Origin of the sequence: Brevundimonas sp., assembly GCF_032107865.1 — a bacterium.
Taxonomy (GTDB): Bacteria; Pseudomonadota; Alphaproteobacteria; order Caulobacterales; family Caulobacteraceae; genus Brevundimonas.
Genome location: NZ_DAMCNG010000002.1, coordinates 1 through 20150, shown reverse-complemented (window position 1 = coordinate 20150; position 20150 = coordinate 1). Strand labels below are relative to the sequence as shown.

24 protein-coding genes and 1 tRNA gene are annotated in these 20150 nt (G+C 65.4%); 22 read left to right on the top strand and 3 right to left on the bottom strand.

Annotation, left to right across the window (positions count from 1 at the left end; genetic code table 11):
- The first annotated feature begins 2 nt into the window (after positions 1-2).
- The 21 genes from RT567_RS00440 to RT567_RS00340 all read left to right on the top strand — a co-directional run bounded on the left by RT567_RS00440 (position 3) and on the right by RT567_RS00340 (position 17669).
- A complete protein-coding gene (locus RT567_RS00440) occupies positions 3-1223 on the top strand; it encodes a phage major capsid protein (RefSeq protein WP_313045534.1) in 1221 nt (406 codons plus the stop codon).
- A gap of 78 nt (positions 1224-1301) precedes the next feature.
- Positions 1302-1538: a hypothetical protein gene (locus RT567_RS00435; protein ID WP_313573550.1), complete on the top strand. Its 237-nt coding sequence runs from the start codon at positions 1302-1304 to the stop codon at positions 1536-1538.
- Positions 1538-1849, top strand: coding sequence for a head-tail connector protein (locus RT567_RS00430; RefSeq protein ID WP_313573548.1), 312 nt, complete (start codon positions 1538-1540; stop codon positions 1847-1849). The genes RT567_RS00435 and RT567_RS00430 overlap by 1 nt, the downstream gene beginning before the upstream one ends.
- Before the next feature lie 11 nt (positions 1850-1860).
- A complete protein-coding gene (locus tag RT567_RS00425) occupies positions 1861-2106 on the top strand; it encodes a hypothetical protein (protein WP_313573546.1) in 246 nt (81 codons plus the stop codon).
- A complete protein-coding gene (locus tag RT567_RS00420) occupies positions 2093-2452 on the top strand; it encodes a head-tail adaptor protein (protein WP_313573545.1) in 360 nt (119 codons plus the stop codon). The genes RT567_RS00425 and RT567_RS00420 overlap by 14 nt, the downstream gene beginning before the upstream one ends.
- Entirely contained in the window at positions 2449-2856 is a 408-nt protein-coding gene (locus RT567_RS00415) for an HK97 gp10 family phage protein (protein WP_112999599.1), read from the top strand. Before RT567_RS00420 ends, RT567_RS00415 begins: the two co-directional genes overlap by 4 nt.
- Positions 2853-3278, top strand: coding sequence for a DUF3168 domain-containing protein (locus RT567_RS00410; protein ID WP_313573543.1), 426 nt, complete (start codon positions 2853-2855; stop codon positions 3276-3278). Before RT567_RS00415 ends, RT567_RS00410 begins: the two co-directional genes overlap by 4 nt.
- Before the next feature lie 66 nt (positions 3279-3344).
- Positions 3345-3785: a phage tail tube protein gene (locus tag RT567_RS00405; RefSeq protein ID WP_278069897.1), complete on the top strand. Its 441-nt coding sequence runs from the start codon at positions 3345-3347 to the stop codon at positions 3783-3785.
- A complete protein-coding gene (locus RT567_RS00400; protein WP_313573541.1) occupies positions 3785-4237 on the top strand; it encodes a gene transfer agent family protein in 453 nt (150 codons plus the stop codon). The genes RT567_RS00405 and RT567_RS00400 overlap by 1 nt, the downstream gene beginning before the upstream one ends.
- A 159-nt stretch (positions 4238-4396) precedes the next feature.
- Positions 4397-4753 (top strand): hypothetical protein, encoded by a 357-nt coding sequence (locus RT567_RS00395; protein WP_313573540.1) that lies wholly within the window; start codon positions 4397-4399, stop codon positions 4751-4753.
- A gap of 67 nt (positions 4754-4820) precedes the next feature.
- Complete coding sequence (locus RT567_RS00390; RefSeq protein ID WP_313573538.1) at positions 4821-7781, top strand: phage tail length tape measure family protein; 2961 nt, start codon at positions 4821-4823, stop codon at positions 7779-7781.
- Positions 7781-8386, top strand: a complete 606-nt coding sequence (locus RT567_RS00385) for a hypothetical protein (protein WP_313573537.1) — start codon at positions 7781-7783, stop codon at positions 8384-8386. Before RT567_RS00390 ends, RT567_RS00385 begins: the two co-directional genes overlap by 1 nt.
- Before the next feature lie 6 nt (positions 8387-8392).
- A complete protein-coding gene (locus tag RT567_RS00380) occupies positions 8393-9031 on the top strand; it encodes a hypothetical protein (RefSeq protein ID WP_313573535.1) in 639 nt (212 codons plus the stop codon).
- Complete coding sequence (locus RT567_RS00375; protein WP_313573533.1) at positions 9031-9492, top strand: DUF6950 family protein; 462 nt, start codon at positions 9031-9033, stop codon at positions 9490-9492. The genes RT567_RS00380 and RT567_RS00375 overlap by 1 nt, the downstream gene beginning before the upstream one ends.
- The gene (locus RT567_RS00370) at positions 9485-12670 is read left to right on the top strand and encodes a hypothetical protein (protein WP_313573531.1); all 3186 of its coding nucleotides are present in this window, start codon (positions 9485-9487) and stop codon (positions 12668-12670) included. The genes RT567_RS00375 and RT567_RS00370 overlap by 8 nt, the downstream gene beginning before the upstream one ends.
- A gap of 180 nt (positions 12671-12850) precedes the next feature.
- Positions 12851-14419, top strand: coding sequence for a hypothetical protein (locus RT567_RS00365; RefSeq protein WP_313573529.1), 1569 nt, complete (start codon positions 12851-12853; stop codon positions 14417-14419).
- Positions 14420-15077: 658 nt separating this feature from the next.
- Positions 15078-15638, top strand: coding sequence for a hypothetical protein (locus RT567_RS00360; RefSeq protein WP_313573527.1), 561 nt, complete (start codon positions 15078-15080; stop codon positions 15636-15638).
- A 141-nt stretch (positions 15639-15779) separates the two neighbouring features.
- A complete protein-coding gene (locus RT567_RS00355; RefSeq protein ID WP_313573526.1) occupies positions 15780-16157 on the top strand; it encodes a hypothetical protein in 378 nt (125 codons plus the stop codon).
- A complete protein-coding gene (locus RT567_RS00350) occupies positions 16154-16441 on the top strand; it encodes a hypothetical protein (RefSeq protein WP_313573525.1) in 288 nt (95 codons plus the stop codon). The genes RT567_RS00355 and RT567_RS00350 overlap by 4 nt, the downstream gene beginning before the upstream one ends.
- Positions 16442-16764: 323 nt before the next feature.
- Entirely contained in the window at positions 16765-17304 is a 540-nt protein-coding gene (locus RT567_RS00345; RefSeq protein ID WP_313573523.1) for a glycoside hydrolase family protein, read from the top strand.
- The gene (locus tag RT567_RS00340) at positions 17301-17669 is read left to right on the top strand and encodes a hypothetical protein (RefSeq protein ID WP_313573521.1); all 369 of its coding nucleotides are present in this window, start codon (positions 17301-17303) and stop codon (positions 17667-17669) included. The genes RT567_RS00345 and RT567_RS00340 overlap by 4 nt, the downstream gene beginning before the upstream one ends.
- Positions 17670-18149: 480 nt before the next feature.
- Here the strand turns inward: RT567_RS00340 and RT567_RS00335 are convergent, their stop codons facing one another.
- Together RT567_RS00335 and RT567_RS00330 are read right to left on the bottom strand one after the other, a co-directional pair.
- Positions 18150-18452, bottom strand: a complete 303-nt coding sequence (locus RT567_RS00335; protein ID WP_313573520.1) for a hypothetical protein — start codon at positions 18450-18452, stop codon at positions 18150-18152.
- A gap of 164 nt (positions 18453-18616) precedes the next feature.
- Positions 18617-19036, bottom strand: coding sequence for a hypothetical protein (locus RT567_RS00330; RefSeq protein ID WP_313573518.1), 420 nt, complete (start codon positions 19034-19036; stop codon positions 18617-18619).
- Here RT567_RS00330 and RT567_RS00325 point away from each other — a divergent pair.
- On the top strand, positions 19026-19589 hold the full coding sequence (locus tag RT567_RS00325; RefSeq protein WP_313573516.1) for a hypothetical protein: 564 nt from the start codon (positions 19026-19028) through the stop codon (positions 19587-19589). The genes RT567_RS00330 and RT567_RS00325 overlap by 11 nt on opposite strands.
- Positions 19590-19719: 130 nt before the next feature.
- Here RT567_RS00325 and RT567_RS00320 read toward each other — a convergent pair.
- Positions 19720-19796 (bottom strand) — tRNA-Met (locus RT567_RS00320).
- Positions 19797-20150: the final 354 nt, after the last annotated feature.

Here is a 20150-nt window from a genome sequence, read left to right as displayed (position 1 = left end):
CAATGTCCGAAGCTCAAGAAATGGAAACCCTCGTCAAGGACCTGAAGCAGGCCGCCGACGACGTGAAGAAGGTCGCGGAGACCACCCAAACCGAGGTCAAGAACCTGGGCAAGGTGACCGACGAGACCAAGCAGAAGGCCGACGAGGCGCTGGTCAAGCACAACGAGATCAGCGAGCGCCTGTCGGTCATCGAACAGAAGATGACCCAGCCGGACGGCCGCGACGACGAACGCCAGAAGTCGGCCGGTCAGATGGTCGCCGAGAGTGACGAGCTGAAGAGCTTCATCGCCGGCGGCGGCAAGGGCCGGGTCAGCATCGCGGTCAAGGCGATCATCTCGTCCCTGACGACCGACGCCAACGGTTCGGCCGGCGACCTGATCGTGCCCCAGCGCGTGGACGGCATCATCACGCCCGCCCAGCGCCGCATGACCATCCGCGACCTGCTGACGCCGGGTAACACCGCGTCGAACGCCATCCAGTACGTGAAGGAAACCGGCTTCACGAACAACGCGGCGACCGTCTCGGAAACCTCGGGCGCGACCAAGCCTCAGTCCGAGATCAAGTTCGACATCGTCACCACGCCGGTCACGACCATCGCCCACTGGGTGCTGGCGACAAAGCAGATCCTCGACGACGTGCCGCAGCTGCGCTCCTACATCGATGGGCGCCTGCGCTACGGCCTGGAGTACGTCGAGGAAGGCCAGATGCTGAACGGCGGCGGCACCGGCACCGATCTGAACGGCATCTACACCCAGGCGACGGCGTACTCCGCTCCGACGACCCTCCCCGGCCCGGTGACCAGCATCGACGTGCTGCGCCTGGCGATGCTGCAGGCCTTCCTGGCCGAGTTGCCCCCGACCGGTCACGTCCTGCACCCGACCAACTGGGCCGAGATCGAGTTGGTCAAGGACACGACCGGCCGGCACATCATCGGCAATCCGGTCAACGGCGGTCCGTCCACCCTGTGGCGCCTGCCTGTGGTCGAGACCCCGGCCATGACCGTCGGCAAGTTCCTGACCGGCGCCTTCAAGCTGGGCGCGCAGATCTTCGACCGCGAAGAAGCCAACGTCGAAATCTCGACCGAGGACAGCGACAACTTCCGCAAGAACCTGGTCACGATCCGCGCCGAGGAACGTCTGGCCATGGCCGTCTACCGCCCGGAAGCCTTCATCAAGGGCGACCTGGCTGCAGCCATCACCGCTTCGACCGCCACCGGCGGCTGATGCTGAGCGCCCCGGCTCCGGCCGGGGCCTCTTTTCCCGAGCGGCCGATCAGCGACCGTTCCGGCAAGGAGAACACCGATGAAACTCTATGCTCTCGATACCGTGCAGATCACGTCCGTGAAGACGCCCGATCCCCTGTTGGCCGGCGAGGCGTTCGAAGTCGACGACGAGGCCCTGGCCGAACAGTTGATCGACCGCGGCCTGGCCAGCAAGAAAGCGCCCGGCGAGAAAGCCGCGCCGTCGCCGAAAAACAAGGCTGAGCCGGCGCCCTCCAACAAGGCCGAACCGAAGCCGGCCAACAAGGCGGGCGCCTGATGCTGAATGTCGTCGTCCTGACGGCCGGCCCTCTCTTCAGCATTGACGAGGCCAAGCAGCACCTAGGCGTCGAGCACAACGACCACAACAGCCTCATCGAGAGCTACGCCGACGCTGCCGTTCTGTCCTGCCTCGACTTCTGCGACCACAAGCTGGTGCCGCAGGGTGCGGAGCCCGCGTTCAAGGCGGCGGCGCTGCTGACGCTGGGCGGGCTCTACAACTCGCGGGAGTCGGTCATTACCGGGACCATCGTGGCGCTGAACCCGGCGGTCGAGAACCTGCTGCGCCCCTACCGCATCATTCGCGTCTGAGGAGACCCGCCATGCGCGTTCGCTTCACCGAACCCTACGACTACACGCCGAGCGAAGAGCCCCGCGTGCTGATCGCTTTCTCCCCGAATGGCGGGGCCGAGAAGGACGGCGCCTATACCGTCCGCCGGGAATGCGGCGAGGCGGCCGTGAAAGCGGGCAAGGCGGTCGATATCGCCCCGGACCCGCTCGACCACGACGGCGGCGCCCGCAAGGGCGGATCGCTGCCGAAGGTGAAGAACACCAGTGCCGAAGCCTAAGGGCGCGGGCGACCTTCGCCATCGGGTGAAGTTCCAGCGCCGGCCGATCGACGGCGACGACGGCTACGGCAACCCCGAAGGCGACTTCGCTGACCTCGGTATCGAGCGCTCGGCCAGCCTGACCCCGACGCGCGGCGGCGAGGATGTTCAGGCCGGCCGCGTGGCAGGCAAGGCCATTTGGGACTGCTGGGTCAGGAACGACAGCGGGACGCGTCAGATCACGACCGGCGACCGTGTGGTGGACGCCAGAGATCCAAGCTGCGTCTTCAACATCCGCTTCATCGGCGACATGGACGGCGACCGGACGTGGCTGCTGATGCAGCTGGAGAGCGGGGTCGCGACGTGAGCGAGGACATCGAGGGCCTCAACCGTCTGATGGCGCGGTTCGCCGCGATGCCCGCCAATGTGCGCAAGCGCGCTGGCCAGCAGGCGTTCATGGGCGCGGAGGACATGGTGGCGACGATGAAATCCATCGCCCCGCGTGATGACGGGGAAGACGGCGACCAGAAGCTGGTGGATCACATCTACCAGGAGGAAGGGCGGCTGGGGGATATCTCCTACGTCGTCATCAGCGACGCCAAGGACAGCAAGGGGCGGCCGAAAGCTCCGCGTGTCGAGCTGGGGCACGTCGCGGAGGATGGAACGCAGGTGCCGGCCGTGCCCCACTTCTACCCGGTCGTCCGGACCTTGGGCCCGAAGATCAAGCGGCGGATCGCCAGCGCCGTGACGCGGGAGCTTCGCAAGAAATGATCGACGGACAACTGGAGCTGCAGGGCGCCATCAACTCCACGGTGCGCGGATCGGCAGTCATGGACGGCCTGATCGGCAAGCGCATCTATGACCAGGTCCCGGCGGACGAGACCGGGCGGGTTTCGGACGACCTCTTCCCATATGTGTCGTTCGGCCCGATGACGTCTGGCGACGACGGCGACCAATGCCACGACCTGGTGGCGATCTCCGTCCAGTTGGACTGCTGGTCGCGCGCTGTGGGCTGGCCCGAAGTAAAGCGGATCGCAGCGGCCTTGGTGAAGCTGCTGAACGACAAGATCGCGGTGCCCGGCTTCACCGTCGTCATTCACGAAGTGGAGCGGGTGCTTTCGACCCGCGAGGCAGACCGGCGGACCAGCCGCGTCGCCATCCACTTTCGCTACCGGCTGGCGCCTCGCGCCTGATCCCCGAGCAACCGCTCAACCCTGAACCGCCCCTGACCGGGCGGCGCTTTCACATGGAGAACCGCTATGGCGGAACCTGAATACGTTGAGGTCGTCTCGGGCGAGTCGATCCTTGTCCAAATCGGCGATGGCGCTGACCCCGAGGTCTTCGCGCACGACTGCATGATCAACGGCTCGCGCTCCTTCGAGCGCACTGCGTCGGTGACCGAGCAGAGCATTCCCCGCTGCGACGACCCTTCCCAGCCCGACAAGATCGTGCGGCGTGTCGACAGCACCGACAGCAGCATTGGCGGTGGCTTTAAGGTCCACGCCTCTTCGATGCTGCCGTGGATGCAGCGTGTCGGTCAGACGGTGAACGTGCGCGTGCGTCAGGCTGGCATGTGGCGCGTGGCCGGGGCCTACATCCTGCAATCGTTCAGCGTCGAGGCTGAAGCTCGCGGCTACGCCACCGGCTCGATGAACATGGTGCAGGCCGACGAGCCGACCATCGGCGCGGACGCTCCTTAATGAGCCGTTCGGCCAAGGCCCGCGCCCCGTTCGGCGACAGCGTCTATGACTTCCAGCTGACCATCGGTCAGTTGGAGGAGCTTCAGGAACTGACCGATGCAGGGCCGGAGGAGATCTATCAACGGATCTCGGAAGGTCGCTGGCGGCTGGCGGACCTGCGGCAGACGCTGCGCCTGGCGCTCATCGGCGGCGGCGTCGATCAGTTCAAGGCGCTGGGCCTGGTCGAGCGATACGCTGGGCCGGGCGACTTCTTGGCCCTGAAGCCGTTGTGTCTGTCCATCATCGCCGCCGCGCTGGTCGGCGCTCCTGACGAGGACAAGCCGAAGGGGGAGATGGAGGGGGAGACGAACCGCTCCCCCGACGAAAGCTCCGGTTCGGCAACTTTTACGCCATTGGCGGCGCCATCGGCCTCTCGCCCGAAGCGGTCGCGCAAACCTCGATCTGGCGACTGATGCGAGCCTATGACGGCTGGCTGAAGGCCCAGGGCGCGGAGAGTAAGGAAGGCCCGCCGTCCGATGCCGAGTTTGAGGCGGCGGTGAAGGCGGCGCGGAGTTAGGCCTTCCCCGAGGGCTGCCGCCAAAATATGCTCCTGCGAATGAGCGGAGGGTTCTTTGAAAAAGATCGCGATCTTGTCGTTGGCTTTTCTCGCAGGTTGCGGCTCGGCGCTGGACATCCGGGACGCGAAAGAGGCCGTGAAAGACACGCTTCGAAACCCGGGTTCTGCAGAGTTTAGACACGTAAGAGTGGTTCGGCAGGACGGGCAGCCACGAGTGGTGTGCGGAGAGTTCAACGGCAAGAACGCTTTCGGCGGGTACGTTGGCTTTCGCGACTTCTATTATCGAGACGGTTATCTGCGCGTGGGTAGTGAGGTCGGCGACGCCTCGCGCTCACTAGCGGAGATCGAGGACAGCACGAGATTCATTCGTGAGCACGCGCGGCTGTGTTTGGGGCTGGATGTGCAGCCGTAACCGGCAGGCAGTCTGAAGGTGTAACGGGCGGTTCTTTCAGAGCCGCCCTTTTTCATGGGCGGTGTGCATGGCCGAAGAGATTGATCGGCTGCTGGTTCGCATTGAGGCGAACGCGACGCAGTTCGAAGCGACCATCAAGAAGATGAACCGCTCGCTGCATGGCGCCCAGGCGGAGACCCGGCGGTCCATGGCGGAAATCCAGAAGAGCGTCGATGGCGCATCGATGGGCATCCGTCGCTCGGCGCTGATGGCCACTTCAGCCTTGGCTGCCCTCGGCGTCAGCTTTGGCGCCGCCCAGCTGGTGAAGGATTTCCGGGAGGGCGAAGAGGCCGCCAAGCGGCTGGAAGCCGTTTTGAAGACGACCGGCCACGCGGCGGGCTTGTCGTACGGGCAGATCGCTTCCTGGGCGCGAGAGCTGGAAGAAGAGACAGGACGAAGCGCCACCGAAATTCAGAACGCAGCGGCGCAGCTGGCGACCTTCACGTCGATCGGTCGGCGCGAGTTCACCGAGGCCATTGAGGTCGCCACCGACATGGCGGCGGTGTTCGGCGGGGACCTGAAGTCCAATCTGGACGCTGTGGCGCGGGCGCTGGACGATCCGATTGAGGGCTTTGCCAATCTTCGCAAGCGGGGCTTCGCGCTGACCGAGGCCGAGCTGAAGCGGGCCGAGGCTCACATGAAGGCGGGCCGGTTCGCCGAGGCGCAGCAGGTCGTTCTCAAAAACCTCTCTTCCCAGGTCGATGGCGCGGCCAAGGCCGTGAACACGGGCCTGACCAAATCACTGAACGATCTGCAGCGGCAGGCGGGCGACACCTTTAAGCAGCTGGCCGATCAGGGCGGGACAGCTGCGGCTATCGCTGCGCTGGAGTTGGCGACCAAGGGCGTCGCTTTCCTCGGCGACAACATGGGCGTCCTGTTGGATGCCGCGCAGGCGTTGGCGATATTCATCGGGACCAACTACGTCGCGTCGTGGCTGGCAGCGGAAAAGGGCATGGTTCGCACCGCGATCTCTGCCGCGCGCGCGGAGGGGGCCGTCAAGGCTCTTCAGGCCGCGCTAAGCGCCAACGCTGTCGGCCTCGCGACGCTAGCCGTTGCTGGGTTGGTGACTGGCCTGGTCATGTTGGCCAAAGCCCAGACTACCGCAGAAATCACCGCCAAGGCCCACGCCAAGGCGCAGGCTGAAATCGCGCCTGCAACTAGCGAGTTGGAGAAGCTGGTCAGGAAGCTGGCTGCCGCCAATGATGAAGAGACGGCGAGCATTCGCCGGAAGATAGACGCCCTGCTGGCTGAGGAGCGCCTCAAGGCGCAGATGAAGCGGAACGCTTATCTGGACGCGAAGGCTGAGGTCGCGTCGAAACCAGTCACAACCTATTCCCAATCGCTTTCGATGGGCGGCATTCCGGCGGGCTTCTCACTCCTGCCCCAAGAACAGCGGCCCACCCAGATCGGCCCGAACGGCAACCCGATTGATACCGTCCAGGAGACGACGGACCTCAAACGCCTGCGCATCGAGGCAGAGGAAGCCGAGAAGGCCTATCGGGCGCTGGCCGAAACTGCGCAGGAGACGGTCGTTCAGGCGACAACGCCGCTCGAATACACCGACAAGGACGCGGGCAAGAACGCCAAAGCGGCCGAACAGCGGCGGCGCTTGCTGGAAGACCTGAAGGCGCAGACGGCGCTGGAAGTCGCGCAACTGGATGAGCATATCGCCAAGGTCCGCGAGCTGGAGCGTCAGGCCGAGATCACGGCCCGCATCCGTCAGCTGGAAGACGCCGGGTTCAAGGCTGCGCAGGCCCGCGCCATCTCGGGCGAAGTCCAGACGAAACTGGACGAAGCCCGCGCCCGCGCCATGGAGCGCGAAGAAGGGCTGCTGAAGCGCAGCTGGGACCTCGACATCGCCCGCCTGGACGAGAACTGGGCGACGGTCCGCGCGATTGAGGAAGAGGTCGAGAAGCGGGAGCTGGTGGCAGCGCTGGCCAAGGTGACGGCCGACGAGACGAGCGCCATCGCCAAGGCCGAAAGCATGCTGGCCGCCATTCAGTCCGCCCGCGTGGATGCCGCCATGCGCGGCCTCGACCTGGCCCGCGAGGAGCATCGCCTCGCGGTTGCGCAACTCAGCGGCAACCGCCAGCTGACCAAGGAGCTGCAGGACCAGGCGGCGATCCGTGAACGCACCAAGGCCTATCAGGCCGAGGGCTACGGACTGAAACCTGCCGATGCGGAGCGGCGTGCGACCGAGGAAGTCACGCGCGAGCGGGCTGCGGCGACCTATGGCGAGCATCGTGAACTGTTCGCCACGGCGTTCAGCGACGGCATCCGCGCGGCGATGGCAGGCGACCTTCAGGGCTTCCTGTCCAATCAGTTCGGCAACTTCGCCGATACGATGATGCAGAAGGCCGGGGAGCAGATCTTCGACGCCGTGTTCGGCGGCGTCGACGCTATGGCTACGGGGACTGCAGAGGGCGCCGCCCATGCGGCCGTCGTAGCACCAGCCATCGTCACAGCAGGCGCGGCTGCCGGAACGACGATGGCGGCCTCGATCGTGACCGCTGGTGCGGCGGCGGGTGCCGCCATGGCCGCGCAGATCATGGCCGCATCCGCCGCAACCTCGTTCCTGCCCGGCTTCTCATCCGGCGGCTATACCGGCCCCGGCGGCGTGAATGATCCGGCGGGCGTCGTCCACAGGGGCGAGGTGGTTTGGTCGCAGCGGGACGTCGCGCGCGCCGGCGGCGTGGCTGCTGTCGAGGCCATGCGCCGGGGCTTGCCGGGATACGCCAAGGGCGGCTCTGTGGCGTCCACGCTCCTGCCCCAGGTCGCCCGTGCCATGGAGCGCGGCGACGGCGCTGGGCGCCAGCCCATCATCGTCGAACAGCATCTGCACAACAACTTCGAGGGCGCGGTGATGACCGAAGAGCTGTTGCGGGACATGGACCGCAAGGCTGCGATGGCCCAAGCGGGCGCTGTGGCTCAGGTCGCCAGCGCCTCAGCCGAACAGCAGCGCAAGTCCATTTACAGGACGCGGCGGTAATGGCGCGGCTGACGCTGCCGCCGCTGCCCCGGCAGACGGGCTATCAGGAAGTCCAAATCGCGGCCGGAACGACGCAGCGCCCAGCCTGGGGCGGCCCGCTGCTGCCCTTGGCCCGGACCGGTGACAGGTGGGCCTTCGATGTCTCGATCCCGGCCATGGCGGCGGCGACGTGCGGAGCCAAGGTCAAGCTGATCCTCGCGAAGGGCAAGATCAACACCGTGATAATGGCCATTCGCGAACCGGGTTCGCCTGATCGCGATTACGGCGCACCGCGCGTTGCGCTGGGCGGTCAGCAGGGCACGTCGCTGAACGTCGCGGGCCTGACGCCCGGCGTCGTCATTCCCGACGGCAAGTGGATGAACCTCGTCATTGGCGGCCAGCACTTCCTCTATCTGGTCGACGGCGAGGTCGCGGCGGACGTCAACGGTGCCGCCATCCTGAAGCTGTGGCCGATGATCCGGCGCAGCGCGCCGCTGAACGCGCCTGTCCGGCTGTCCGACCCTGTGATCGAGGGCTTCGTCACCATCGAGGGCGGGGTCTCCATCAAAGACTTCGCGCACGTTGGCTCGGCCGCCGTGAGCTTCCGCATCGAAGAGCAAGAGTAGGTTTCCATGGACCCGATCCTGAAAGCCGCGCTGGGGCAACCGGCGCGGACCTTTACGGCTGTGCGCGGCGAACTGCCCGACGGGGCGGCGCCCCTGCGTCTACTGAACGGCGGGCAGGCCGTCATCGCGGGCGAGACCTATCTCGGCCGGGATGACCGCTTCGGCGCCATCGACAAGATCAGCCCCATCAGCGACGGCGTGAAGAGCGAGGCGACCACGGCCAGTCTCGTCCTGCGCACGGCCACGGCCGAGGCCATTGAGGTGCTGGCCAATCCGAAGACGCAGGGCGCGCCGATCACCATCACGCAAGGCGCCATCGACACGGACACCGGCGGCGTCTTCGGCGTCGAACTGCTGTTCCGAGGCGAGATCAACTATGCCGTTCTGGTCGCCGACGAAGAGACGCGGGCGGTTCGGGTCGAGCTGATCACAGAAGAGGCGCGTGCGCTCGAGCCGAATGATGAACGTAGGCTGAGCCATTCCTTCCATCAGTCCGTCTGGCCGGGCGAACTGGGCCTCGTCCACGTCACCGGCGTTACGCAGAAGGATTTCTGGCGCATCCGCAAGCCCTCGGTTTCGTATAGCGGCGGGGGCGGGCGCCCCGGCGGCGGCCACGTCGACGGCGGCATGGCGCACCTGTTCTGATGGCCCGCGAGACAATCCGCCGGGAGGCGGCGGTACGCGCCTGTATGGCGCGCTTCGACGGCAAGGAACTGCGCTATGGCGCGGCGGACTGCGTTCGCCTTGTCGGCCATTCGATGCACAAGCTCGGCGTGGGAACCCCTCTGCTGAAGGGGGTTCGGTATCGCTCGGAGTGGGGTGCGGCCAAGGCGCTGAAGGGCCTGGGCTTCGCCGATCTGGCTGAAGCTGTCGACGCGCTGGGCTTTGTGCGCATCGGCGCCGCCATGGCTTGGCCCGGCGACATCATCGCCGGACCCAGCCGTGAAGACGGACCGTTCCGCGTCGCCCTATCGGTCGCACACGAATACGGCGCCGTGCGCACCCTGGCATTCGGCCCCACCCCGGACGGCCGTGTCATCTGCGGTGTCGGCAAGCCCGACCTGTCGCACCCTGACGTGATCGCCTGGAGGGTCGCCCATGGCTGAGATGGCAGCGGCTGCGTGGGCCTTCGTCAAGGCGGCCTTCGTCGCCGTAGGGAGCGGAACTGCAACGGCCGGTCAGGTCGCAACCGTCGTCGCCGTCAACGTGGCCGGTTCGGTCGCTTTGTCGGCCGCAGCTTCGGTGCTGATGAAACCAGACGTGGGCGGCCGTGCGCCGGGCGAATGGCTGGCGGACCCCAACGCGGGCATTCCGTTCGCCATCGGCGACCGCATCGGCGTCGCCGGAAACATCGTTTACAAGAACACGTTCGGGAAGGATAACGAATACAAGGGGATCGTCACTGTCCTGTCGGGCGCTGGTCCTATCAGCGCCTATCTGGGCTTCACCGCTGACCGCGAACCCATCGCGTTCGCCGGAGAGGCGGCGACGGGGCGCTATGGCGGCGAGATGTGGATGCAACGGCGCCTGGGCGAACAGCCCGACACCGCCCTCACGTCCCCTGCGGCCATCACCTATCAGACGCTGCCCAACTGGGGGCCGAACCACAGGCTGTCCGGCAAGGCGGCGTTCATGTGGACGCTGCGCATGGACTCCAAGTTCAGCGTCTATCCGCAGGGCGAGCCCGCGCCGATCACCGTCCTGCGCGGGATCAAGGGCTATGATCATCGCTATGATAGCACCATGCCGGGCGGCTCCGGCCCGTGCCGTCTGAACGACCGGTCGACGTATCGGACCATCACGAACCCGGCCATCGCAGACCTGAACTGGTGCCTGGGCCTGCGGGAGAACGGCAAGGTGGTCGGCGGACTGGGCGTCTCGCCCGCCGGGATCGACTGGAGCGCCTATACCCGCGCGGCCAATGTGGCCGACGCCAACGACTGGACTATTGCTGCTTATCCACGGTCCGACGAAAGCAAGTCCGAGGTTCGGGCTGGCATGTTGCAGGCGGGCGGCGCCGTTATCAGTCGCCGCGCGGGACTGGTCAGCTGCGTCACGCGCGGCGCACCCAAGTCCCCTGTAATGACAATTTCGGCGGCGGACACCGCGGGCCCCATCGAGCTGGACACGGCGGCCAACGTCCTGAACCGTTACAGCACGATAACGCCGCGCTATTTAAGTGAAGCTCATGAATGGTTATTGACGGCGGCAGAGCCGGTAACTTCGAGCGTCTACATCGAAGAGGATCGCGGTCGCGTCCGGTCTGACCAACGCGACTATCCCTACGTCCCGAGCGCAAAGCAGGCTGCGGAACTCTGTGCCTTGGACATCGCCCATAGCCGTGAGGGCATCGCTGGCCGCTGGCCGCTGAAAGCCTATTGTCGCGAATTGGAACCCGGCGACGTCTTCACGGTAAACGAGCCGGGCCTCCTACTGGACGGCATGGATATGCTGGTCCTGGATCGTGACTATGATCCGGAGACGGATACGCCCTATGTGGTGTTCGTTTCGGAGACGCCGGGCAAGGTCGCCTGGGCTCTGGGCCAGCAAGCGAACCCTTCGCCGACGCCCGCGCTGTCTGCCCGACATGACCTGAACGCCCCCGATCCCGGTGCCTTTGATGTGGTGATCGTGCCGCCCTCGCCCGAAGGCGTTTCGGCGCCCGGCGCGGAAGTCGTGATCGACATCGACAACGCCCGCGCCGAAGACATCGTCATTGAGATAGGGCCTTCGTTTGACGGTCCGTGGCGCGTCGCGAAGACGGTGACCATCAACGACGGCCAGCTGCGCATTCCGGTCAATGAGCTGTCGCCAGGCGAAGTGTTCTGGGTCGCGTTGAGCTATCGCTCGGCCGATGACGGGGCGTCGCCAAAGACGATCAAGGGACCGTACACGGCCGGCGACCTGATCGCGGGCGGGCTGGCGCCGGATGCGGCCGAGAAGGTCGTGCAAGAGGTTCTGGATCAGGTCGGGGACATCGCTGCCGGGACGGAAGCTGCCGAACAGGTTGCTGAACTCGTCCTGGAGACCATCCTTAACGAGAACGACGCCTTGGTGAAGGAGGCCAAGGAGCGGGGCGAGGGGATCGCAATCGCTTATCAGGGTGCGGTCCAGCACGCGGACAACAAGATCGCCGAAGTCACGTACACCATGGCCACCATCGCCATGCTGAACGACGCCCAGGCTGCGACGCTGTTCCAGGCTCACTCCTACACGGACGGTAGCGTCGCGACGGCTATGAACACGGTCTACACCAAGGCCGAGGTTGATGCCGGACGCGCGACGACGCTTCAGCAGGCCAAGTCCTATTCGGACGCCAAGGCGACCGAGGCCTCGCTCCTCTACGCCACCAAGGCCGAGCGGGAGAACGGCGACGCTGCGACGTATGCGTCGATGAAGTCGTACGTCGACGCCTATAAGGCCGAAGCGAACCTGACGTTTGCGACGACCTCACAGCTCAATGGGGTCTCGGCAACGGCGGCCCTGGCGTTGTCTACGGCGCAATCCGCCGATGGGAAGCTGAACGAAGCTCGAGTGCGCCTTGTCGCTGCGGCGGGGGGCGGCAATCCTGCCTTGGTTGAACTTTTCTCGGGCGGGGCCGGCTCATTTGTTCGACTGGCGGCGGCGCAAATACTGTTTGGCGACAACACCGTCTTCGAGGATGCGACCGACACGCTGGTCACGACGACCGGCTCTGTCCGCTACATCACGGCATGGGGGGCACCCTTTGGACCTGACGCGCTGACCTATTGGGTCGGCCCCAGCAACGTCTCAACATCCAGCGCCACCAAGGCGGCGGCCGAAGCGGCGGGCGGCCAGTGGCGGGACGCGGCCGGAGACTCTTTCTTCGGAGGTAAGACGTTGAGCGGCCCTTTTGACACAGGGACAAGCGGGGCCTCTCCGGTTTTCCTAAATGAGGACTGGACTACAATCGCAAGCACCAGCCTTCACCCGATGCGGGATGGGGCCTTTTCAATCAAGGTCACAATGGAGGCCCAGGCCGATGCCCAGAACTCCCAAGGCCCCCAAATCCCTTCGATAGTATACAGGGTGGTGTCTGTGGACGCCTCGGGTGGTGATGTCGTCGTTCTTCACCAGAACTCGGTGACGGCTCCGTCCTCTTGGGGAACGATGAATATCGGGTATCTTTCGCCTGCGCTCGGCCAAAGAAGGGGAAGGAGGAGGCTACTTCTTCAGGTCCTCATTGGATCCCCGACATACTTCGCACAAGTTCGGCACGTTAGGATGAATGGGCTTTATACGGCCGATGTTACTTCCGTTTAAGGGCAACGCCGCCGACGCATCCGCACACAGCGCGCAGTTCGACGGCCTCTACGCGCAAGGCTCGTGGCCCCCCACACAGCCATCCACACATCAGGAGATTCCTATGGCCCAGGCCACCGATCCGGTCGCGGATATCCGCGCCGAAGAGCAAGCCCTCATGCGTAGTGTTGGGGGCTGAGCATGGCGCTGACCGACGCTCAATGGGCCGCCGCCCAGGTGGACATCAACGCCCGCCTGATCGCCGGTACAATCAGCGAGGCGCAGGCGATCGCTGAACTGACGGCTGCGACTGAAGACTGGCCGTCGCGCACGCTTTCCAATGCGGACCTGGCCGCGCGTGTCAGCCGGTTCCTGGCTCGTCTCAACGGCCTGATCCTGACGGAAGGGCCGCCTGACGTCGCGCTCGGGGAATTGAACACCTTCGCCTACGACACGGTGAACGGCGCGCTCTACGGCCCGAAGACACTCGCGGGTTGGGGCGTGCCGGTTTCTCTGGTCGGGCCCGATGGCCCGGCCGGGGTGATCAGCGGCGCGTCGATCAGCATGCTGGCGCCGGGCGCAGAGCCGACGGTGACGCTGGGCGGTACGGCATCGGATCGGACGTTGGCCTTCGGCATTCCCGCCGCCCGCGACGGCGAAGACGGCATGACCCCCAACGCCTCGGCCGAGGTTGCGATGATCGCGCCGGGCCAGCCCGCCGTAGTGACGCGCAGCGGGCCGGACAGCGCGCCGGTCTTCACCTTCCAGCTGCCTCGCGCGGCGGACGGAGACGACGGCCGCGAGGTCGAACTGCAGCCCGGCGTCACGCATCTGCAATGGCGGTATGTGGGGGATGCGACCTGGACGAACCTGTTCGCGCGGGCCGACTTCAAGGGCGATACGGGCGAGAAGGGCGACGCCTTCGCGTTCGACGCCAAGCCCGCCGATCTGGCCGCGAGGGCGGCCTATGACGCCGAGCCCGAGGGCTTCACGGTCCTGGTGATGGACACGGGCACCGTCTATGCCCGAGTCAGCGCCACGGCCGGGGTGTGGTCCGACGGCTTCCCGTTCGGGCAGACCCAGAACGCCATCCTGACCGCGCTATCCGAACTGAATGCAGCGCCCGGTCTGCTGTATCAGGAAGACGGGGCGACCTTCAGCAAGCGCGCAATCGGCGCGGCGGCGGATACGGATGTGCTGGACCGCCAGGCGGCGGATGCGCGTTATCGACGCCAGGGTCAGGCGGTGCCGCTGGCTGACGTGACGGGCCTGCCCGCCGCGCTGGATGAGAAGGCGGACGCGGCGGCGACGCTGGCGATGCTGGGCGACAAGGCCGCGAAGGCCGACACCTACACCAAGGGCGAGGTCGACGCGAAGATCGTCTTCGCCACGGTCGCAGAGGTTCGGGCGGGCGCCGTCGACGGCAAGGTCATCTCGCCCAAGGTGGCGGCCGACGCCCAGGCCAACGTCGCGATCACCCGTGCCGACGCGGCCATAGGGATCAACTTCGACGGCTTCATCAACGCGACGATCACTCTGGATGCGAACGGAACGCTTGGCCCGCCCTCGGGCGGCTATCCGGGGAAGAGCGGGGTTTTCAGCATCATCAACGCTTCCGGCACGGCGTCGCTGGCCTTCAACGCCGCCTATAGAATGCCCAAGGGCGGCATCACTCTTGAGAGTGGTGTGAACGCTGCGACCCGCATCCCTTACATGATCGGTGGCGCTGGGGCGGTGATCCTGTTCCCTGCTTCGAAGTGGAGCGCCTGATGTTTCTTCCTAATCCGGGGATCATGGCGGCGGGGACAGGCGTAGCGCCGCCTGGCCAACAATTGTTCACAACAAGCGGGACGTTCATCGTCCCGCCGGGCGTTACGTCGATCTGCGCGGTAGCCATCGGTGCAGGCCACTATGCGGAATGGGCCAACTGGGACATCTGGTATGGCGGCGCTGGGGGCGGCCTAGCCTATAGCAACGCCATTCCCGTGACCTCTGGCGACGCGCTGTCGGTTACTGTCAATACCTCGGATAGCCACCTTAACCGAGGCTTGACCGTCTTACTTCACGCGACCCGTGGAAGCTGGGATTACGACAAAAGCGTCATGAGAGGGGGCGCGGGTCGTGTTGGGCAAGTGCTCCGAACCGGCGGCGGGGGCAGCTATCGCTTATCTAATCCAGCCTCAGGAGGCGGCGCAGCCGGTTATACCTCGAACGGTGAATACGGTGGAGACGCAGGTGTAGCAGGGTATGCCGGGCGCGGCACGTCTCCGTATGGCGGCGGCGCAGGAGGGGCGGCCGGGGCGGCAAGCTCCGTCGCACAAGCCACCTATGGTGGAGGCGGTGGACCATCTGTCGGTCCCGGACCAGGGTGCCTACGAATTATTTGGGGCGAGGGGCGCGCCTTCCCTAACACCAACACCGGAGACCTATGATGTGGCACCTCAACAACGCCCCCGCACCCCGCGACCCCTCGTCCGGCTGGCTGATCATCAACGACGTGCAGTATCCGCCCGACTGGCCGCATGACGACCTGCTGGCGCTGGGGCTGGAATGGGTCGAGCCCGAGCCGCCCGCTCCAACCGCCGAGGACATCTGCCACCAGATCGACGCCGAGCGGGACCGCCGCACCGCGTTGGACTTCGCCTATGACTTCGGGGCGACGGTGGCCTTGGACGACAGCGGCGCGGAGATCGCAGCGGGCGAGCGTCTGTTGCAGATGCGGCCCGAGGATCAGCGCAACTGGCAGGCCCTTCAAGGTGCGGCGCTGACGGCCTTGGTTTCAGGCTCGCCCGAAACCATCCTGCCTATGCGCGCCGAGGACAACTGGAACATCCAGACCACGGCGGACCAGGTGCTGGGCGTGTTGGCGGCCATGACGGCCCACGCCTCGGCCCTGCTGTTCCACGGCGGCGCCCTGAAGTCCCAGGTGAGGGCGGCGGCCGATCCGTCGTCGGCCGACTGGATGACCGGCTGGCCCGGCGATGTTTGACCGCCTGATCATCGAGGTCGCCATCGTGGCGGGTCTGATCCTGCTGGCGGTGTTCGCCGCAGGTTTTGCGACCGGCCGGCTGACCCGGCGCTGACGAACCCGGTTCGTCTCATCCTTACAATCCATCGCTTAGGAGCCGGCATGTCCGCAGGCAACGAGATCATGACTCCGGTCACCAAGCCGGAGGCCGTCAGCATGGCCGAGATCCACGCCCTGCGCGGGCTGACCGACGCCGTGGGTACCCTGACCCGACAGGTCGAGCGGATGAACAGCAAGGTCGACGATGTGCGCGAGCGGGTCATCAAACTGGAGGCTCGTGAATACGAGCGGCAGATCGAAGCCCTGAACGACCGCCTGTCGGCAGCCTTCAAGCGCATCGACGACCTCGAGGGGACGCGAGATCAGCAGAAGGGCGCCAAGGCCTTGGTCGATTGGCTGCGTCAGACAGCACCGTGGCTGCTGGCGGGCATCGCCGCCTTCGCGGCTGGGATCGGCATCAAGAACGGAGTTGGATCATGACCGACACGCCCATCCAGCCGCCCGCGACCCGGCTTGAGCGCATCAAGAGCTTCATCGGCGATCTGGCGCGACCGTTCGCCATCATCGCCACGTCGTTCGCCGCCTCCTGGGCGACAATCGTCATCGCCTATCGGGTCGAGAACGGAAACGACGGCGCCATCTTCATCGGCGGCGTCTTCGCGGGCGTCGGCGCCCTCTACATCGGCAAGGCTTGGGAGGTGGCGAAGACGGGCAAGCAGACGGCCGAGGTCGAGATCGCCAAGGCCAAGACCGAAGCGGGTTGACCCCCTGCTAGAGCAGTCGCTCGTTCCCGGTCAGGCGTTTGAAGAGTTCGTCGAGCGCTGCGAGCAGATATCCACCAAGTCCGGTCATGCTAGGCCAACAAGCCGGGCTGGATTTGGTTTCCGCTCAGCCCGTCGCAAGCCAGTAGAGTACGCCGAAGATCGCCAGACACAGGACGATCAGCGTCCATTCCAATATCCGTCCAGACGGTCGTCGTCCCGGCATCTCGCTCCCCCTCTCGGTGAACGGCGATACTGTCTAGCCGAGCAGTCCGGTTGTCCAGCCGGGCAGCCGCAACCCCTCACAATCTGAACTGGAGACCGACATGGACCGCAAGGCCCTGTTCGACGCCGTGCGCTCGTTCGCGCCCGGTGGAAAGCTGCTGCCCGCCCATGTGCCGATGATCGACGCCCTGGCCGACGCCTTTGGGCTTAGCGACCTCGACACCATCGACCCCATCCTGATCGCAGACCTGAAGCGCGACGAAGGCCTGAGGCTCAAGGCCTACAAAGACACGGTTGGGGTTTGGACCATTGGTTACGGCCGCGCCCATGTCGCGCCGGGAACCGTGTGGACGCAGGCGCAGGCCGAAGCTGCGCTGATCGAGGACGTGCGCAAGCACAACGCTGAACTGGCCGCCGCGCTGCCATGGATCGGCAACCTCGACCCGGTGCGTCGTCGCGTCCTTCAGAACATGGCTTATAACTTGGGCGTGGCTGGCCTTCTCGGTTTCAAGAACACGCTCGGCATGGTGAAGGATGGCGACTACGAGGGCGCCGCTCGGGGGATGCTGAACTCGCTCTGGGCCAAGCAGGTAAAGGGCCGCGCTGTTCGTCTGGCCGAGCAGATGAGGACGGGGCGATGATCCGCGCCCTCTCCGTCACCGGCTGGCTCACCGTCGCCTGTTTGGCGCTCGCCCTGATCCTTCTGACCATGTGCGCCGTCGATGGCCGTCAGAAGGCCGCTGACCGCACCCGACAGGCCGAGGCAGGTAAGACCCTGGCCGATGGCCGCACGGCCGCTGCGCAGGACGCCAGCGCCATTCGCGACCGGGCCGACGCTCGCGACCAATCCACCACCTCCATCGTCACCCAGGCTGAAAAGGAAATCCGCCATGCGCCTGATCGCAATGCTGCCGCTGATGCTGCTCGCCGCAGGGTGTGCCAGCTCTCCGATTACCGTGACCCACAGTGCGCCGTGTTCCGCACTGATCCCGGCCGGGTGGACTGAGCCTGTCCCGTCCGCCGCCCTTCCGCAGGAGCCCTCCGACGAGCGGGGCTGGATGGCGTTCGGCGTGGCGCAGACCGGCGCCCTCAGGACGGCCAACGGGCGGACGGCCGACGTGATCGGGATCTGGCGGGCGTGTGAAGCGAGGGACGCGGAGGCCGTCGAGCGAATAGGGCGTCCGTGGTGGGCTCGCCTGAGGCCTGACTGACGGGCATAAGAAAACCCGTCTGCCACATTGGGACTCAGACGGGCCTAATGAGCCGAGGCTCGTAACCTAGATGGGGATGCGAGCCCGGATTGCAAGGCGTCGAGCTTCGGGCTCCGCTATCGAGGCCCGCTCTCTTCGGAGGGCGGGCCTTTCTTCGTTTGGAACCGTGCGTCTCCCTGCCGGTTGGATCATCGCAGCCCTCCCCATCCTCTGGGGCTGCCCTCTGTGGAACCGCCTAGCCCCTCGCTGGATGCCCCAAGCTCCGGCGAGGGGTTTCAATTTGGCGTAGCGCTGCCAGTGACGTTGGCGGTTAGTTCCATCTTCACATTGGCAGCCATGGTTCGCACAGCTTCTTCTACGACTGTGCGATCAAGCTGGGGGTAGGCGTCTGGTGCGGCCTCCAGGAAGGCGGCGAGGAAGAGGTCGGCAACCTGATTGTCATCAAGATCTGCCCACTTTAAGCCGCGCTCTCGCATTCTTCGCTCGAGGATGACGCCGGTCGAGCGCAGCGCCGTGCCGAGCGGTCCTTGGAGCCGTTCTGCAAAATCCTCGAGATCTTCTAAAGTTTTGTGGGCCATGCGCTTGACCGTCCCACATCATATAGAACTGGGCAATCGGACGCAGCCTCCTGCCCTGGGAACCCTTCTCAATCGATTCTATTGATGTACTACGCTGCGCCTCGCTGGCCCGCAGCGTACGGGGAGACGAGCGCCCTCCGCTGTCGTCCGCAGTGGAGCGGCGCTCACCTCCCAGGCAATACGTCTCGATAAGGCGCGCCGCGTTCGCGCGCCTCGGCTCTGGTCAGCACCCTGGTTTCAAACGCTGAGGAGATGACGACCTTTATCCCTCTGTGCCTGACGCCTTCGTCCAGAGACCGAGCTGTCTTCTCGATCGCGTAGAGGGTTTCGCACCATTCGGTGTTGTTGACCTCGATGAGGCCGGGGAGAAGGTCGGCATTGTCGCCCGCCGCAGCGGCCATGGCGTCAAGGGTGTCGTTCAGTTGTTCGGGCGTCATGGCGCGGCGGTGTAGCTGAGTCGGGCGCTGGAGCCTCATTAAACGGCGCGTCGTTTCGCGATCGCGGCGAACTGGACCTTGCTCCACAAACGGGCAATCTTCCGCGACCGCACCTGCGGTGCGAGGGGGGAAGAGAATGAACTTCATATTTGGGGATACGGTCGACTTTACCCAGCTCACCTGGGAGGCCGTCGTCGCATTCGTCGCCGTTATCGCGGCCTTCTTCGTTGGCCTACGCCAAGCTGACATCCAAAAGCGACAAGCCCAGATCGCGGATGTCCAGGCTCGAGCAACGCTGTGGCAAGCTCGCCTCGACGTCTACGACGCCACACGCGCCTATCTCTCATACATCGCGCTGAAAGGTGCAGTGCCAGGGCGCCAAACAGCGGCGGCCTCCATGACCCACGGCGCTCTCACCGCCCCCGAAATCGGGGAGGCCTTCAACACTGCTCTCGACAGGTCTCAGTTCCTATTTCAGCGGAATGTCCACGCCGAACTCAGGACGATCGCCGAAGAAGCAGATCAGCTCGCGACACTCCGAGCGTCACCAGATATCTTTTATGAACCGACCAAAGGCCCGATGGAGTCTAAGGCGGCCGCCCTCAGGCAATTGCTCGTCGAGCGTCATAAAAACGTGGCTGCGATCTTCGGTGATGAACTGAAATTGAGCGCAAGCCAACTCGAACAGCGAGAACGTTAGCGGAACATCCTCCGGGACTATTCCGGGACTTCACCCCCGGAGCGGTCGGTTTGATCCCTTAATGTTCTCATTGTGCGGGAGCCCCCAGATTTGGGGCGTCCGCCTAAGCGTTTGATTTAGAAGAAATCCGTGGTGGTTGGAGGCGGGATCGAACCGCCGACCTGTGGGTTATGAATCCACCGCTCTAACCATCTGAGCTACCCAACCCCTTACGGAGCATCGCGCCGGATCGAGAACGACCCCTGAGCGCGAGAGGGGTGCGTATATCGCCGCCTTCTCTCCGGTTCAAGCCGCTTCGATGCGGATTTCGTACGGGACCATTCGTCGCGACGCCTTTCGGCTCGCGTAAAGCCCTGCAAGGCTGCATCCTGACCATCCAAAGCCACGCTGTTCAGGAGCCGCCATGCGCCCCGCCCTCTTCGCCGCTTCCGCCGCCGCCCTGGTTCTCGCCGCCTGCGGGGCCAATGGACAGGATGAGGCGCCGTCCTCCGCCGCGACCGGCGCGCCGGTCGAGACCCGCCCGCCCAACAACCCGGATCAGAAGCCCGCCGTCGAGGGCCA

Excerpts from the sequence above, each read along its gene's own strand:
- RT567_RS00325 (WP_313573516.1), top strand. The coding sequence starts at position 19,026 with ATGAACTTCATATTTGGGGATACGGTCGACTTTACCCAGCTCACCTGG.
- RT567_RS00370 (WP_313573531.1), top strand. The coding sequence starts at position 9,485 with ATGGCTGAGATGGCAGCGGCTGCGTGGGCCTTCGTCAAGGCGGCCTTC.
- RT567_RS00345 (WP_313573523.1), top strand. The coding sequence starts at position 16,765 with ATGGACCGCAAGGCCCTGTTCGACGCCGTGCGCTCGTTCGCGCCCGGT.
- RT567_RS00385 (WP_313573537.1), top strand. The coding sequence starts at position 7,781 with ATGGCGCGGCTGACGCTGCCGCCGCTGCCCCGGCAGACGGGCTATCAG.
- RT567_RS00330 (WP_313573518.1), bottom strand. The coding sequence starts at position 19,036 with ATGAAGTTCATTCTCTTCCCCCCTCGCACCGCAGGTGCGGTCGCGGAA.
- RT567_RS00350 (WP_313573525.1), top strand. The coding sequence starts at position 16,154 with ATGACCGACACGCCCATCCAGCCGCCCGCGACCCGGCTTGAGCGCATC.
- RT567_RS00390 (WP_313573538.1), top strand. The coding sequence starts at position 4,821 with ATGGCCGAAGAGATTGATCGGCTGCTGGTTCGCATTGAGGCGAACGCG.
- RT567_RS00340 (WP_313573521.1), top strand. The coding sequence starts at position 17,301 with ATGATCCGCGCCCTCTCCGTCACCGGCTGGCTCACCGTCGCCTGTTTG.
- RT567_RS00355 (WP_313573526.1), top strand. The coding sequence starts at position 15,780 with ATGTCCGCAGGCAACGAGATCATGACTCCGGTCACCAAGCCGGAGGCC.
- RT567_RS00440 (WP_313045534.1), top strand. The coding sequence starts at position 3 with ATGTCCGAAGCTCAAGAAATGGAAACCCTCGTCAAGGACCTGAAGCAG.
- RT567_RS00425 (WP_313573546.1), top strand. The coding sequence starts at position 1,861 with ATGCGCGTTCGCTTCACCGAACCCTACGACTACACGCCGAGCGAAGAG.
- RT567_RS00430 (WP_313573548.1), top strand. The coding sequence starts at position 1,538 with ATGCTGAATGTCGTCGTCCTGACGGCCGGCCCTCTCTTCAGCATTGAC.
- RT567_RS00405 (WP_278069897.1), top strand. The coding sequence starts at position 3,345 with ATGGCGGAACCTGAATACGTTGAGGTCGTCTCGGGCGAGTCGATCCTT.
- RT567_RS00335 (WP_313573520.1), bottom strand. The coding sequence starts at position 18,452 with ATGGCCCACAAAACTTTAGAAGATCTCGAGGATTTTGCAGAACGGCTC.
- RT567_RS00410 (WP_313573543.1), top strand. The coding sequence starts at position 2,853 with ATGATCGACGGACAACTGGAGCTGCAGGGCGCCATCAACTCCACGGTG.
- RT567_RS00400 (WP_313573541.1), top strand. The coding sequence starts at position 3,785 with ATGAGCCGTTCGGCCAAGGCCCGCGCCCCGTTCGGCGACAGCGTCTAT.
- RT567_RS00375 (WP_313573533.1), top strand. The coding sequence starts at position 9,031 with ATGGCCCGCGAGACAATCCGCCGGGAGGCGGCGGTACGCGCCTGTATG.
- RT567_RS00360 (WP_313573527.1), top strand. The coding sequence starts at position 15,078 with ATGATGTGGCACCTCAACAACGCCCCCGCACCCCGCGACCCCTCGTCC.
- RT567_RS00435 (WP_313573550.1), top strand. The coding sequence starts at position 1,302 with ATGAAACTCTATGCTCTCGATACCGTGCAGATCACGTCCGTGAAGACG.
- RT567_RS00365 (WP_313573529.1), top strand. The coding sequence starts at position 12,851 with ATGGCGCTGACCGACGCTCAATGGGCCGCCGCCCAGGTGGACATCAAC.
- RT567_RS00380 (WP_313573535.1), top strand. The coding sequence starts at position 8,393 with ATGGACCCGATCCTGAAAGCCGCGCTGGGGCAACCGGCGCGGACCTTT.